Origin of the sequence: Streptomyces sp. NPDC001406, from assembly GCF_042895285.1 — a bacterium.
In the GTDB taxonomy this organism is placed as follows: domain Bacteria; phylum Actinomycetota; class Actinomycetes; order Streptomycetales; family Streptomycetaceae; genus Streptomyces.
In genome coordinates this window covers 556391-570420 of record NZ_JBIAWG010000003.1, presented here as the reverse complement: position 1 = coordinate 570420, position 14030 = coordinate 556391, and the positions used below count along the sequence as shown (strand labels likewise).

General features: G+C 72.6%; 16 protein-coding genes and 1 riboswitch. Of the genes, 5 read left to right on the top strand and 11 right to left on the bottom strand.

Going from position 1 to position 14030, the window contains the following annotated elements:
* The first annotated feature begins 3 nt into the window (after window positions 1–3).
* On the top strand, window positions 4–759 hold the full coding sequence (locus tag ACFY1J_RS10005; RefSeq protein WP_390731005.1) for an SDR family oxidoreductase: 756 nt from the start codon (window positions 4–6) through the stop codon (window positions 757–759).
* A gap of 12 nt (window positions 760–771) precedes the next feature.
* On the opposite strand, the gene amaP is transcribed toward ACFY1J_RS10005, so the two are convergent.
* The 5 genes from amaP to ACFY1J_RS09980 are packed head-to-tail and all read right to left on the bottom strand — an operon-like array spanning window position 772 to window position 3093.
* Window positions 772–1359 (bottom strand): alkaline shock response membrane anchor protein AmaP, encoded by a 588-nt coding sequence (gene amaP, locus ACFY1J_RS10000; protein WP_390731004.1) that lies wholly within the window; start codon window positions 1357–1359, stop codon window positions 772–774.
* Window positions 1356–1994 carry a DUF6286 domain-containing protein gene (locus tag ACFY1J_RS09995; RefSeq protein WP_390731003.1) on the bottom strand — a complete coding sequence of 213 codons (639 nt, stop codon included), beginning with the start codon at window positions 1992–1994 and terminating at the stop codon, window positions 1356–1358. Before ACFY1J_RS09995 ends, amaP begins: the two co-directional genes overlap by 4 nt.
* Window positions 1991–2374, bottom strand: coding sequence for a hypothetical protein (locus tag ACFY1J_RS09990; RefSeq protein WP_390731002.1), 384 nt, complete (start codon window positions 2372–2374; stop codon window positions 1991–1993). The genes ACFY1J_RS09995 and ACFY1J_RS09990 overlap by 4 nt, the downstream gene beginning before the upstream one ends.
* The gene (locus ACFY1J_RS09985; RefSeq protein WP_361814615.1) at window positions 2371–2565 is read right to left on the bottom strand and encodes a hypothetical protein; all 195 of its coding nucleotides are present in this window, start codon (window positions 2563–2565) and stop codon (window positions 2371–2373) included. Before ACFY1J_RS09985 ends, ACFY1J_RS09990 begins: the two co-directional genes overlap by 4 nt.
* Window positions 2566–2613: 48 nt before the next feature.
* On the bottom strand, window positions 2614–3093 hold the full coding sequence (locus ACFY1J_RS09980) for an Asp23/Gls24 family envelope stress response protein (protein ID WP_390711320.1): 480 nt from the start codon (window positions 3091–3093) through the stop codon (window positions 2614–2616).
* An 89-nt stretch (window positions 3094–3182) separates the two neighbouring features.
* Between ACFY1J_RS09980 and ACFY1J_RS09975 the strand changes: the two genes are divergently transcribed.
* On the top strand, window positions 3183–3902 hold the full coding sequence (locus tag ACFY1J_RS09975) for a nucleopolyhedrovirus P10 family protein (protein ID WP_390731001.1): 720 nt from the start codon (window positions 3183–3185) through the stop codon (window positions 3900–3902).
* A gap of 12 nt (window positions 3903–3914) precedes the next feature.
* Here the strand turns inward: ACFY1J_RS09975 and ACFY1J_RS09970 are convergent, their stop codons facing one another.
* The 3 genes from ACFY1J_RS09970 to ACFY1J_RS09960 form a co-directional block, all read right to left on the bottom strand.
* Window positions 3915–4718 carry an enoyl-CoA hydratase/isomerase family protein gene (locus ACFY1J_RS09970; protein WP_390711322.1) on the bottom strand — a complete coding sequence of 268 codons (804 nt, stop codon included), beginning with the start codon at window positions 4716–4718 and terminating at the stop codon, window positions 3915–3917.
* 145 nt (window positions 4719–4863) lie between these two features.
* Window positions 4864–5085 (bottom strand): helix-turn-helix domain-containing protein, encoded by a 222-nt coding sequence (locus ACFY1J_RS09965; protein ID WP_010355597.1) that lies wholly within the window; start codon window positions 5083–5085, stop codon window positions 4864–4866.
* Between the two features lie 335 nt (window positions 5086–5420).
* The gene (locus ACFY1J_RS09960; protein ID WP_390731000.1) at window positions 5421–7019 is read right to left on the bottom strand and encodes an ABC-F family ATP-binding cassette domain-containing protein; all 1599 of its coding nucleotides are present in this window, start codon (window positions 7017–7019) and stop codon (window positions 5421–5423) included.
* Between the two features lie 802 nt (window positions 7020–7821).
* Between ACFY1J_RS09960 and ACFY1J_RS09955 the strand changes: the two genes are divergently transcribed.
* Window positions 7822–8235 carry a VOC family protein gene (locus ACFY1J_RS09955; protein ID WP_390711324.1) on the top strand — a complete coding sequence of 138 codons (414 nt, stop codon included), beginning with the start codon at window positions 7822–7824 and terminating at the stop codon, window positions 8233–8235.
* 22 nt (window positions 8236–8257) lie between these two features.
* Here the strand turns inward: ACFY1J_RS09955 and ACFY1J_RS09950 are convergent, their stop codons facing one another.
* From ACFY1J_RS09950 to ACFY1J_RS09940, 3 genes are all read right to left on the bottom strand, one after another.
* Window positions 8258–9691 (bottom strand): hypothetical protein, encoded by a 1434-nt coding sequence (locus tag ACFY1J_RS09950; protein WP_390730999.1) that lies wholly within the window; start codon window positions 9689–9691, stop codon window positions 8258–8260.
* Window positions 9692–9881: 190 nt separating this feature from the next.
* Window positions 9882–11009, bottom strand: coding sequence for an alpha/beta hydrolase family protein (locus ACFY1J_RS09945; RefSeq protein WP_390711326.1), 1128 nt, complete (start codon window positions 11007–11009; stop codon window positions 9882–9884).
* 123 nt (window positions 11010–11132) lie between these two features.
* Window positions 11133–11864 (bottom strand): class II aldolase/adducin family protein, encoded by a 732-nt coding sequence (locus tag ACFY1J_RS09940; RefSeq protein WP_390730998.1) that lies wholly within the window; start codon window positions 11862–11864, stop codon window positions 11133–11135.
* A 296-nt stretch (window positions 11865–12160) separates the two neighbouring features.
* Here ACFY1J_RS09940 and ACFY1J_RS09935 point away from each other — a divergent pair, with 296 nt between their 5' ends.
* Both ACFY1J_RS09935 and ACFY1J_RS09930 read left to right on the top strand, forming a co-directional pair.
* Window positions 12161–13408, top strand: a complete 1248-nt coding sequence (locus ACFY1J_RS09935; RefSeq protein ID WP_390711328.1) for an anion permease — start codon at window positions 12161–12163, stop codon at window positions 13406–13408.
* A gap of 32 nt (window positions 13409–13440) precedes the next feature.
* Window positions 13441–13668: a hypothetical protein gene (locus ACFY1J_RS09930; RefSeq protein ID WP_263207263.1), complete on the top strand. Its 228-nt coding sequence runs from the start codon at window positions 13441–13443 to the stop codon at window positions 13666–13668.
* Window positions 13669–13826: 158 nt separating this feature from the next.
* Window positions 13827–13967: riboswitch (cobalamin riboswitch) on the top strand.
* Window positions 13968–14030 lie beyond the last annotated feature (63 nt).

Sequence of the window (14030 nt, the reverse complement as noted above, 5' to 3'; positions counted from 1 at the left end):
GCCATGGATCTTGGACTGAAGGACCGGGTGTACGTCGTCACCGGGGCCACGCGCGGACTGGGCAACGCCGCCGCGCGCGAGCTCGTCGCCGACGGGGCGAAGGTGGTCGTCACGGGGCGGGACGAGAAGCGCGTCGCGGACACGGCGGCCGAACTGGGCCCGAACGCGGCCGGGGTGGCCGTCGACAACGCCGACCCGCAGGCTCCGGCGCGGCTGATCGCGGCCGCCCGTGAGCACTTCGGCGGCTTCGACGGCATCCTCGTCAGCGTCGGCGGCCCGCCGCCCGGCTTCGTCGCCGACAACACGGACGAGCAGTGGCGTACGGCGTTCGACTCCGTGTTCCTCGGCGCGGTGCGGTTGGCTCGCGCCGCGTCGGCCGAGTTGGAGGCGGGCGGTGTCATCGGCTTCGTGCTGTCGGCTTCCGTGCACGAGCCGATTCCGGCGCTGACGATCTCCAACGGGCTGCGGCCCGGCCTTGCCGGGTTCGCCAAGTCGATCGCGGACGAGCTCGGGCCGCGGGGGATCCGTGTCGTGGGGCTGCTGCCCTCTCGTATCGACACGGATCGCGTGCGCGAGCTGGACGGGTTGTCGGCGGATCCCGAGGCCACTCGGGCTGCCAACGAGTCCCGCATTCCGTTGCGTCGGTACGGGACGCCTGAGGAGTTCGGGCGGGTGGCCGCGTTCCTGATGTCTCCGGCCGCCTCCTATCTGACCGGGATCATGGTGCCCATCGACGGGGGGATGCGGCACGGGTTCTGATGGCCGTCGCTGTCAACTGACCCTTTCTGCACGGTGCTTGACCGCCCGCAGGCGTACCTCCGCCGGTAGCTTCGCCAGGCCCGCCGATTCGCGGGCGTGGGTCAGGGATTCGGTGGTGAGGTCGTGCAGGGCCGTTCCGGGGTCGACGTCCGGTTCCAGTTGGAGCCAGACGTGGGCCTCGGGGGCCGTGCGCCTGCCCGCCAGCGTGGCGTGTGCGTGTGCCACCCCGTCCAGGCGTGCCGCGTCGGCGGCGAGTACGCCCTCCAGGGCCCGCCCGCGCAGCAGCGCGCCCTCGCCGTCGCCGGTGTCGACGAGCAGTTCGGCGAGCCGGCGCCTGCGCAGCACCGCGGCGAGCCACCACAGGGCGAGCAGGACGAGGACGGCGAGCACGGCGAACACCGTCGGCCACCACCAGTCGGCGTCCCGCCAGCGCGTCCGCCGGGCCGCGCCGAGCAGGACGTCGTGCCGCCCGTCGTGGATCCACCACGACGGGGGCCGCACGCCCAGGCCCACGGCGAGCACCGAGCCGCCGAGGACGGCCAGCAGCAGCCCGACGACTCCGATCAGCACGCGGTTGACCGCCCTGAGCACCGCCCTCACCCCTTCCGTCCGGGCCGCGCGACATGCAGGGTCAGCGCGGGCGGCCGGGTCAGGCCGAGCCCCCTGATCGCGTCCTTGAGGGTGCCGTCCAGGTCGGCGCGTACGTCGTCGAGGTCGCGGAAGTGCGAGACCGCGCGGACGTCGGCCTTGCGCCGCCGCAGCCGCACCCGCACCGCCCGGACGCCCGCGATCTCCATGGCCCGGTCGCGCAGCACCATGGCCGCGGCGTCGCGCCGCAGTCCGGCCCGGACGTCGGTGTGCGGGCGCCGCATCGGCAGCAGGGCGCGCAGACCGGGCGTGACGGCGAGCACGATCAGCCACAGGCCGAGGGCTACGGCGACTCCGGCGCCGACCAGCACCCAGGTGTCGTCCAGGGGCCGCGTGGAGAGCTGGGTGGCCAGTTCGCGGCGCCAGCGCATCGCGGGCCGGTGGGCTCGTACGGCGGCGATGTCGTACAGCAAGGCGGCCGCGACGACCAGGAGCAGCAGCGCGACGAAGCCCGCGGGAACGCGGCGCACCGACCAGAAGCGGTCGCTGCGGCCGTCGGTTCCTTCCTCCGCCGCCGGCGGGGGCGGCTCGGGCGCCTTCTCGATGACGGTCAGCGGCGTCGTCTCGGATCCCCGGGGTTCGCTCATCGCGTCCTCCCCTGTGCCGTGCCCTGTGGGTGCGCCGGGTGCAGCCGCTCCACCTGGACGGCGACCTCCGGCACCTCCATTCCCACCAACGCGCCTACCCGCTCGACGACATGGCGACGCACGGCCGCGCACCGGGCGCCGATGTCGCTCGGGTAGTCGAGTTCGAGGTGGACGCGGACCCGGACCGCGTCGTGGTGGACGACGACCGTGGCCTGCGGGGCAGCGGCTTCCTTCGCCAGCGGTGCGGCCGCCTCGCGTGCCGCCTGGGCCGCGATCTTGGCGACGACCCGGTCGGCGATCCGCAGCGCACCGCGCTCCCCCGGTGCCACCACGGCCGGAAGTCTGCGCAGGTCACCGGCTCCCTCGCGCACGGAAGTCACCGCCGCCGGTCGCGCCGGTCGTCACGGGTGCGGAAGAAGTCGCCCAGTTCCAGGTCCCCCTCCAGGAACCGGCCGGCGACGAACCCGACGGCGCCCAGCGCCGCCACCAGCAGGAAGGCACCGAACCCGCCGAAATATCCGGCGAAGCCGAGCGCCATCCCGGCGATCATGCCGACCACGGCCATGCTCATGCTGCGCTCCTCTAGCTCCTCAGCCGTGCGTTGTCAGGTCGCCGGGCGTCACTGGATCCGGGGCTCCGGCTCCTCTTCTTCTTCCTCGGGCAGCTTGACATCACTCACCGCGATGTTGACCTCGACGACTTCGAGTCCGGTCATCCGTTCCACCGCGGCGACCACGTTCTCGCGTACGGCCCGGGCGACATCGCCGATCGACACGCCGTAGTCCACGACGATCTCCAGGTCGAGGGCGGTCTGCACCTCGCCGACCTCGGCCTTCACCCCGCGGGCCACCGACTTCGAGCCGCCCGGCACCCGGTCCCGTACGGCCCCGAAGGTCCGCGACAGCCCGCTGCCCATGGCATGTACGCCGAGCACGTCCCGCGCGGCCATCCCGGCGATCTTCTCCACGACACCGTCGGCGATGGTCGTGCGCCCCCGGCCGGCCGGATCGCCGCCACCGCGTCGGGTGGGCTTGCGCGTGGACACCGGCTGATCGCCCTCGGGGGTCGTCGTCCGGTTCTGCTCCGTCATGTCGGTCATGGCCGTACGTCCCTTTCGGTCGTCGTCCCCTCCGACCACCGTAAGCGCGGTTGCTCGGTCGCGCGCCGGGGATGCGGCAGGCTGGAGCAATGACGGCGGATGGATGGACACGGGCCGTACGGCATCAACTCGGTCTCGGCAGGCTGCTTCCGCTCGGCGGCCCGCGCGACGGCGTGTGGATCGCGGAGGCGGCGGCCCGCGCGGTGCTGCTGCGCGCGGCGGCAAACGTGCCGGGCGTCGTGCCGGGCCCGCTGCGGATCACGCTCGCCGATCCGGAGGAGGCGCCCGAGGCCGCCGTACCGGCGCCGCCGGCGGGGTTTCCCCCGGGACCGCTCCGGGTGACGGCGGACTTCGCGGCGACGGCGGCCGAACCCCTGCCGTCGACGGCGTCCCGGCTGCGTCTGGCGCTGGCGAGCACGGCGGCGGACGGTCTCGGCCTCACGGTCGCGGAGGTGGACCTACGGGTGACGGACCTGCTGGAGGAGCAGACGGAGCCCGCTGCGGTGAGCCCGCCGCAGCCGGCGCGGGCTCGCGAGGCGACGGATCCGGACGAGATCCGCGCGGCGGAGGCAGCGCTCTGCGTCCCGGGCGTGACCCATCTAACCGGCTCCCTGGGCGGCCTTGGCCGGGCGGTGCACATCGAGGAACGACACGAGGACGCCACGCTGCCACACCGCCACGTCCGGGTGGAGGTGGCGGTGGACGGACAGCACCGGGCCCTGGACGTGGCCCGGCAGGTGCGCGCGGCGGTGCGGGAGTCGCTGGACGATCACCCGACGGTGGCGGTGCTGGTCACCACGGTGAGCTGAGTGCGCGTCGGCTCATTCGCCCACGCCGGCCAGGTCCCGCAGTCGGCGGGCCTGGGCCTGCCGCTCGGCGGCACGCTGGTCCTCGTACGTACGGCCGCTCGCGGCGCGCAGCAGGGCCTTGGTCTCCACGACCGCGTCCCGGGGCGCGGCGAGCAGCGCGGACGCCAAGTCCCGCACCGCACCGTCGAGTTCACCGGCGGGCACGGCGAGGTTCGCCAGCCCCGAACCGACGGCCTCCTCGGCATGGACGAACCGCCCGGTCGCGCAGATCTCCAGCGCGCGGGCGTATCCGACCAGCTCGACCAGCGGGTGCGTGCCCGTCAGGTCGGGCACGATCCCGAGGCTCGTCTCGCGCATGGCGAACTGCACGTCGTCGGCGACAACGCGCAGGTCACAGGCGAGGGCGAGCTGGAAGCCGGCACCGATGGCGTGCCCCTGCACGGCGGCGATGGACACGATGTCGTTGCGCCGCCACCAGGTGAAACCCTCCTGGTACTCGGCGATGGTCGCGTCCAGCGCGGCGTCGTCGCGGCGCGCGATGTCGGTGAACGTCGGCTCGCCCGGGATCCCCTCCGGCGTGAACATCTGACGGTCCAGGCCGGCGGAGAAGGACTTGCCCTCGCCGCGCAGCACGACGACCCGGACGGAGCCCGGCAGCAACCGCCCGGCCTCGGCCAACGCCCGCCACAGTGCGGGGCTTTGGGCGTTGCGCTTGGCCGGGTTGGTCAGCGTCACCGTGGCGAGCGCGTCGTCGACGGTGAGCCGTACGCCGTCCTTGTCGAGTACAGGAGCGAGGTCCTGGTCGGGCGAAGCCATGGGGCGCCTCCGATGGGTGCGGTCTTCCTGCGCACCGTACGACATCGGGTCGTACGACGGCACAGCTAAGTGACTGCACAGTAACCACCCGGCCGATCACCCGACCGACCGGGTGGCCACCATCGAAGCCGATGGCCGCCCGAGGTCAGGACGTTGCGGCCTTCTTGCCCCGGGTCGCTCCGCCACGCCCACGCAGCGTGACGCCCGACTCGCTGAGCATCCGGTGTACGAAGCCATACGAGCGGCCGGTCTCCTCGGCCAGCGCCCGGATGCTCGCACCGGAGTCGTACTTCTTCTTCAGGTCTGCCGCGAGCTTGTCGCGCGCGGCGCCGGTCACCCGGCTGCCCTTCTTCAGAGTCTCGGCCACCCGTGCCTCCTCATGGGAAGTGCGCTCTGGTCCCCTCATGATCACCCCTCCGGGGCGTGATGGCCACCCATTCGGCAAGGTCCGTGAGACATGGTTGTGACGACAGGAGCACATCCCCACAAGCGGAATCTGCGATTCCGAACACGTGTACCCATACGGCCGAACGGGTTCTTTCGCGAAGTGCCAGGTCAGAGACGCGGCACGGCCGACCTCTTGTCGACAAAGGGATCGGCCGCGAAATCGATGTAGGACACACCTCGATACGAGGAGATCTCACACAGATGATGGATCACGGCTAAGCCGAATGATCCATAACCCGTGGATCACCGATTCGATCAAGCGAGCGCGACGAGATCCGCGTAGTCCGCGCCCCACAGGTCCTCGACGCCGTCCGGCAGCAGGATGATGCGCTCCGGCTGGAGCGCCTCGACGGCGCCCTCGTCGTGGGTGACGAGGACGACCGCGCCCTTGTAGGTGCGCAGCGCGCCGAGGATCTCCTCGCGGCTGGCCGGGTCGAGGTTGTTGGTCGGCTCGTCGAGCAGCAGGACGTTCGCCGACGAGACCACGAGCGTGGCCAGGGCGAGCCGGGTCTTCTCGCCGCCGGAGAGGACACCGGCCGGCTTGTCCACGTCGTCGCCGGAGAACAGGAACGAGCCCAGCACCTTGCGGACCTCCACGAGGTCCAGGTCGGGGGCGGCCGAGCGCATGTTCTCCAGGACCGTGCGCTCGGGGTCCAGGGTCTCGTGCTCCTGGGCGTAGTAGCCGAGCTTGAGGCCGTGGCCGGGGACGACCTCGCCGGTGTCGGGCTGCTCCACCCCGCCGAGCAGCCGCAGCAGGGTGGTCTTTCCGGCACCGTTGAGACCGAGGATGACGACCCTCGACCCCTTGTCGATGGCCAGGTCGACGTCGGTGAAGATCTCCAGCGAGCCGTACGACTTGGACAGCCCCTCGGCCATCAGCGGGGTCTTGCCGCAGGGCGAGGGCTCGGGGAAGCGGAGCTTGGCGACCTTGTCGGACTGGCGGGCCGCTTCGAGGCCGGACAGCAGCTTCTCGGCGCGGCGGGCCATGTTCTGCGCGGCGACCGTCTTGGTGGCCTTGGCGCGCATCTTGTCCGCCTGGGCGTTGAGCGCGGCGGCCTTCTTCTCGGCGTTCTGCCGCTCCCGCTTGCGGCGCTTCTCGTCGGCCTCGCGCTGCTGCTGGTAGAGCTTCCAGCCCATGTTGTAGATGTCGATCTGGGAGCGGTTGGCGTCCAGGTAGAACACCTTGTTGACGACCGTCTCGACCAGGTCGACGTCGTGGGAGATCACGATGAAGCCGCCGCGGTAGGTCTTCAGGTAGTCGCGCAGCCAGATGATCGAGTCCGCGTCGAGGTGGTTCGTCGGCTCGTCGAGCAGCAGCGTGTCCGCGTCGGAGAACAGGATCCGGGCCAGCTCGATACGGCGGCGCTGACCACCGGAGAGCGTGTGCAGGGGCTGGCCGAGCACACGGTCGGGCAGGTTGAGCGCTGCGGCGATGGTGGCGGCCTCGGCCTCGGCGGAGTACCCGCCCTTGGTGAGGAACTCGGTCTCCTGGCGCTCGTACTGCTTGAGGGCCTTCTCGCGGGTGGTGCCCTTGCCGGTGGCGATGCGCTCCTCGTTCTCGCGCATCTTGCGGATCAGTACGTCGAGGCCGCGCGCGGAGAGGATGCGGTCACGGGCGAGCACGTCGAGGTCGCCGGTGCGGGGGTCCTGGGGGAGGTAGCCGACCTCGCCGGAGCGGGTGACGGTGCCCCCGGCGGGGATGCCGTCGCCGGCCAGGACCTTGGTCAGGGTCGTCTTGCCTGCGCCGTTGCGGCCGACGAGACCGATGCGGTCGCCCTTGGCGACACGGAAGGAGGCGTTCTCGATGAGGATGCGGGCACCGGCGCGCAGCTCGATACCGGAGGCGGAGATCACGGACAGACTCCAGGGCGGAGGGGGTTGGCGGGTGGGCGGCTGAGGACGTTCCCGCCGTCTAATGCGCGAGGAGAATGGCCATGGGCCAAGTCTAACGGGGCGATGCAAGCGCTTTTTCTGCGCGCAGACGCACGGATGCGGCTGCCCGAGCTCCCGCGCCAGGCGCACACCGACCACTCCACCCCAGCTCGCGAACGGCACCACCGCGGACGGTCCGGCCGCCCGCACACATGGAGCGGCCGCCCGGACAACACCCCGACCGTGACGAACCGCACGCCGACGGCAAACACCGCGCGGCGAACGAGCCCGACTCGCAGACAGTGCGACCGCCCGCGCTCCGGGACACGGACACCGCTCGGAGCGGAGGGCAGGCGGTGCCGGGTACGGACTGCGGATACGCCGTGCCGCAGCCGTGCGCACCTGGGCACCCGCACCCGCGAACAGAGGTGCGGCGAGCACCGGGGGCGAACCAGCCCAGGTCGCGGACAGCGACACCGCGCACGCTCCCGGGCCCCTGGGCACCGAGCCGGGCGACCGCGTGCGGGTGCGGCCCCGGCGTGACGAACCGTAGGCAGGCGCCGGGACACGGACACCGCTCGGAGCGGAGGCAGGCGGCGCGGGACGCCGACGGCGGATATGACGTGCCGCAGCCATGTACGCCCGGCCCCCGTGGACATCGCGCCGTGCGACACCTTCCGCCGAGGCCTGGTTTCCGGGACCGGGGCGTTGTCAGTGGGGGGTGCCAGACTGGGCAGCAGGCTCACGACACCGGTGCAGGACCGACGCACGAGGAGTGATCGGCATGGCAGGTACGGGCGGTGGGCGGCCGAGTATTTTTCCGACGTTGCTCTACGTGGACGCGAAAGCCGCGATCAAACAGCTCACGGAGGCCTTCGGGTTCACCGAACTCTCGGTGTACGAGGGCGAGGACGGCTCGGTGCTGCACGCCGAGCTGGTGCAGGGCAACGGGGCCGTGATGATCGGCTCCAAGGGCCGCGGCGGCGTCTTCGACGCGGCGATGAAGGACGCGGGCCCCGCGGGTGTGTACGTCGTCGTGGACGACGTGGACACACACCACCAGCGCGCCGTGGACCACGGCGCGGACATCCTGATGCCCCCGACGGACCAGGACTACGGCTCGCGGGACTACATGGCCCGGGACGCCGAGGGCAACATCTGGAGCTTCGGCACGTACGCCCCCGAGATAGCGGCCTGAGCGGCCCCTCTCGCCCGCCCGGCTATCCCCCGGTATGCACCTGGAAGGCCGCCCGGCGGACGGCCTTGGCCAGGGCGGGGTCGGGGTGGGCCGCGGCGAGCGCGACCAGGACCTGCACGGTGCGGGGATGACCGACGGCGCGCACCTCGTCCAGCAGTTGCGGGACGGTGGGCTGCACCGCGGACTCCAGGTGGCGGACGAGCAGCGGCGCCTCGCCGTGGTCGGCGACCGCGGCGGCGGTGTCCACCCACAGCCAGGTGGCCTCTTCCCGGGTGAGGACCTCGTGGGCGTCCTCCGGGTCGGCACCGTCGTGCTCGGCGAGCCACAGCAGGGCGTACGGCCGCAGGGTCGGATCGTCGACCACCGCGCGGACGTCGGGTTCGGCGGGGGCGCCTACGACACGCAGCGCCTCGAAGGCGAGGCCGCGCAGCAGGGCGTCCTCGCCACGGGCGGCGCCGATGAGTTCGGTGACGGCGCTGCCGACGGTGCGCGCGGCGAGCCAGGCGCGGTACTCGGCGCGGGCCGCGTTGGGGCGGAGCTGGGCGCAGCCGCGCAGCATGGCCTCGGCGGCCTGCTCGATGTTCCCGGCGGGGCTCTGCGCGGCCACGCAGATCTGCTCCAGCTTGACCCAGACCGCCCAGCTGCCCAGCGGGGTGAGCGTGGCCTGGCCGTCGCCGCAGGTGAGGGCGCCGACGGAGGCGAGGGCGTGCAGGGACCAGTCGAGCAGGGGGGCGAGCGGGGTGTCCCCGACGGGTGCGGGTTCCGCCGCGTCGGCGCCGACGGGGGGCACGACGGTGGTGAGGCTCGCGGGCCCTGGCTCGTAGGGGACTTCGCAGCGCTCGGTGCGCAGTTCGGTGACCCGCTGCTGGAGCAGGTCGAGAAGCTGCTCGACCGGGACGGGACCGGCGGACAGCTGGAGGAAGGAGAGCACCTGGGGCATGGCCGAGACGACCTCGGCGACCGCGGCGGGCTCGTGGTCCGGGGGTTCCGGGTGGGCGAGCGACCAGGCGTCGAAGAGGGCGACCCAGCCGCGCAGTACGGCACTGTCGTCCCGGTCCCAGGCGCGCAGCCGCCAGCCGGGGCGCGCGCTGTCGCCGTGCACCTCGACGAGGCCGGCGAGGCGGGCGATGTCCCAGTCGGCCCGGACCTGAGCCGAGGTCAGGCCCAGGTCGGCGGCCGCCCGTTCGGCGGTCGCGTCGGAGAGGGTGGCCTTGCCGTCGTCGGTCCCACCGGCGCGGCCGGGGCCGAGGGCGGCGTCGGCCCAGTGGGCGACGCGGGCCGCGTCGGCCAGACCGGAGCGCGCCATTCTGGCCAGTTCCACGGGGGCCGGTGTGCCCTCCGGAGGGCGCGGTGCGGGGCGGCGCGAGGGCCGCTGGTTCATCGCTCTGGGGGCGGCGGCCAGGGGTCGCGGTCGGACAAGTCGAAGCCTGGAGTCGCGCGGGATACGGGACGTCACGGGTGCAGTCTTCCGGTTGACGGTCCGAAAACCCAAACGGAATGTCACGGCGGGCGACGGGGCTGGCCAACGCACGCGCTCCGGCGGGGGCCGGGGAGGCGGGTTCAGGCCAGTGGTACGGCCTTAAACGGAACGGCCGGGACCGGGCTTGCGGCCCGGGCGCCCGGCAGGCGGGAGAGTGCGGGAAACCTCACATCAGCGGGGTCAGGAACCGGCGCAGCCGCTCCTCGTACTCCTTCGGGTCGGCGTTCCACATCGCCGCGTGCGGGGCGTGCGGCACCGTGTGGAGGGCGACGCGGTCGGGGCGGCGGGCGGCGAGCCGACGGGAGTGGGCCCAGGGGGCCACCTCGTCGTCCGGGCCGTGGATGATCAGGGTGGGCACCCTGAGCTGGTCGGGGTCCGCGGTCTCGGCGACATGGTCGGCGTGCAGGCCGGCCCGGCCCTGGGCGGCGCGCACCGCGAGCGGCAACAGGGCCTCCGGGGTGCGCCGGGCCGTGGCCAGGGCGCGCAGCGTGGCCTCCCAGCTGAGGACCGGCGAGTCGAGGACCAGACCGGCGACGTGGTCGCGCACCGGGGAGTGCAGGGCGGCGCGCAGCGCCATGGTGGCGCCGGTGGACCAGCCGTACAGGACGACGCGGCGCGCGCCGTACCGGACGGCGTAGCGGATCGCCGCGTCCAGGTCGCGCCATTCGGTCTCGCCGAGGTGGTTGAGTCCGTCCGGCGGGCGGGGTGCGCCGAGGTCGCCGCGGTAGGCGAGGTCGAGCACCGGGAGGCGCCGGTGGTGCAGGAACCCCATGACGTTCATGGGGTGCTCGCGGGTGGTGCCCAGGCCGTGCACGGTGATCACCCAGGTGTCCCGGTATCCGGGCACGAACCAGGCGGGCAGGGCGCCGAGTTCGCCGGGCACGTCGATGTCGGCGTGGTCGAGGCCGAGGGCGGTGCTCGGGTTGCCGACGTGCACGTTCGGGGTGAGCCAGACCCTGTCGCCGGAGTCGAGGGTGCCGTGCGTGACCCGTTCCAGGCGGCGTACGACGGTGTCGGCCTTGTGCTCGGCGGACTCCAGGACGGGTCCGACGACGGCGTGCGAGCCGTCGCCGGAGAGGCCGTAGAGGCCGGGGCGCAGGGAGGCCAGGTCGCGGGTGAGCGTGATCCGGCCCGCGGCGGTGCCGTGCACGGTGAGCCGGGGCTCGGTGGGCAGTGGCCGGCCGGGCGGCGCCTTGAGTGCGGCGTCGCTGGCTATCCGTCCGGCGGCGACGCCGGCCGCGCCGGCCGCCAGGACCGCGGTGACGGCTGCGGCCGTCGCTGTGACAGTGCGCACGCCTCCAGTGTCCCGGCGGACCCGGTCACCGGCCAGTGGGCGCAGGCCCGTCCGGTGACACCTGCGGTTTTCGGCCGGTGGCACCGGGTGTTCCCGGAGGGCGCCGGACCTCCCCGACGGCCGTCAGCGGCGCTGGCCGTATCCCCGCAGTCGCTCCCCGGCCTCGTCCAGCTGCCGCTCCGACAGCAGCGACGGTGTCAGGCCGGGTACCGATGACGCCGTCAGCCACAGCCGGCACATCCACTCCAGCTGGGCGGTGCGGTCGTAGGCCTGGTCGAGGGAAGTGCCGTAGGTGAGGGTGCCGTGGTTCTGGAGGAGGCAGCCCGAGCGGTCGGTGAGGGCCTGGAGCATGTTCTCGGCCAACTCGTCGGTGCCGTACGTCGCATAGGGGGCGACCCGGACGGGGCCGCCGAGGGCACCGGTCATGTAGTGGATCGACGGGAGTTCGGTGACGAGCGTCGAGACGGCGGTCGCGTGGACGGCGTGGGTGTGCACGACGGCGCGGGCGTCGGTGGTGCGGTAGACGGCGAGGTGCATGGGCAGCTCGCTGGTCGGGACGAGGGTGCCGAGCACCTGCCGCCCGGCGAGGTCCACCCCGGTGACGTCGTCCGGCGTCAGCCGGTCGTAGGGCACGCCCGACGGCGTGACCAGCACGGTGTCTCCGACGCGCACGGACACATTGCCGGAGGTGCCGACGACCAGTCCGTCGGACACGGTCCGGCGGGCCGTCGCGACGAGCGACTCCCAGGCGTGCGCCTCCCCGTCGGACGCAGACCTCCTCCGTACCTCCGGCACAGGCGGTGCGCCCTCCCGGTCATCGCGTCCGTCCCGCTGGTCCCGCCGCTGCTCAGCCATGCGGCGATCCTGCCAGCCGGCGCCCCGGCGTCCGCGGCGGGCCTGCCGAAGGGACACGGCGTCCCGTCCCACCAGGTCGTCTGCGGGGTGACCAAAGTCTCTTCGACGGGCCGTGGAACCGGCTGAGGTCGTTCGCCCGGGGCAACCGGTCAAGGGGCGTCTGGGCCGCCGGGCCGGAGTGGAGCGGCGGCCCCTCGTTTGCGACACCCTGAGTCCTGCCCCAGTTCACCTTCCGTTCACCCAGGTTGCCTACGGTCAACCAGCCAATGACGTCCTCTGAACGATTGCCTGGGTAAATGGAAAACTTCTCGCTGATCCTCGCGATTGTGGTGATAACCGCACTCGCGTTTGATTTCACGAACGGTTTCCACGACACCGCCAACGCGATGGCCACGACCATCTCGACCGGTGCGCTCAAGCCCAAGGTCGCGGTGGCCATGTCCGCCGCGCTCAACCTTGTAGGCGCCTTCCTCTCCGTGGAGGTCGCCAACACGATCTCCAAGGGTCTCGTCGACGAGACCGGCATCCGTCCCGAGGTCATCTTCGCCGCCCTGGTCGGCGCGATCCTCTGGAACCTGCTGACCTGGCTGGTCGGGCTCCCGTCCAGCTCCTCGCACGCCCTGATGGGCGGTCTGATCGGCGCGACGATCGCGTCGGCCGGCACCGGCGCCGTCCACGGCGGCGTGCTCGTCACCAAGGTCCTGATCCCGGCCGTCGCGGCCCCGATCGTCGCCGGCGTGGCCGCCATGCTCGCCACGAGGTTCTCCTACGGGCTGGGCAAGGACGCCGACAGCGCGGCCACCCGCAAGGGCTACCGCGCCGGCCAGATCGCCTCCGCCGGTCTCGTCTCCCTCGCCCACGGCACCAACGACGCGCAGAAGACGATGGGCATCATCACCCTCGCGCTGATCGCCGGCGGCGCCATCGCCCCCGACTCCAACCCTCCCGTCTGGGTGATCCTCTCCGCCGGCCTCGCCATCGCGCTCGGCACCTACATCGGCGGCTGGCGCATCATCCGCACCATGGGCAAGGGCCTGACCGACCTTCAGCCGCAGCAGGGCTTCTCCGCCCAGACCAGCGCCGCGACGGTCATCCTGGCCTCCTCCCACCTGGGCTTCTCCCTCTCCACCACGCACGCCGTCTCCGGCTCCGTGATGGGCGCGGGCATGGGCCGCAAGGGCGGCGTGGTCCGCTGGTCCACCGCGACCCGCATGGTCGTGGCCTGGGCGCTGACCCTGCCGGCGGCCGCTCTGGTCGCTGCGCTCGCGGAGTCCGTGACCGACCTGGGCAATTGGGGCACCGCGGTCGTCGCCGTCTTCCTGATCGCCTCCAGCGCCGCGATCTGGAAGCTCTCCCGCCGCCAGGTGGTCGACCACAGCAACGTCAACGACACCGAGGAACCGGCCGGTGTGGTGACCACCGCGATGGCCGCCGTGACGCCGCCCCCGGCGGGCACCGTGACCGAGGACCTGACGGCCACCATCCCGTCCCCCGCGACTGCCCCCGCCACCGACCCGGCCGCCCCTCCGGCCGCCACCGTCTGACCCCGAGACCCGGTTACTAAGGAAGCATCACCATGAAGATCGACTGGGCAGCCCTCGGCTCCGTCTTCGGCGTCAGCCTCGTGGTCACCGTGGGCCTCGTGGCCCTGTTCACCCTGGGCGTCAAGGGCCTCGCGCACCGCGAGCGCGCCACGGCCCAGGGCGGCTCCGCCCCCCTCGCGGTCACCGGAGCGTACGTCTGCTTCGCGGCCTGCGCGGCGGCGGTGGCGTACGGCATCTACCTGATCATGGCCAAGGCCTGACCCCGGCCCAGCTCACGGCCAAGGCCTGAGCGAGCTTCACCGGGCTCCTCCCCGATGCTTCGGGGAGGAGCCTTTTCGCGTGCCCCCACACCCGCCCGCGCAGCGCCGGTGTGGGCCTCAGCACACTCTCCCCTTGCAGGTCAACGGCAAGTTGACGGCCCTTCCGGGGGCGTGGTGGACTGCCGGAGCCATGTACGGCGGCAAGGGAGGAAGCCGGTGTGAATCCGGCGCGGTCCCGCCACTGTCACCGGGGAAGAACTCTCCGGAAGCCAGGAACTCCCACCGCCGGTCTCGTCGAACCAGGGCGCGGACACCCTGAGTGAGGACATATCGCCATGCTCGGCTGCCGATTGAGGTACAGC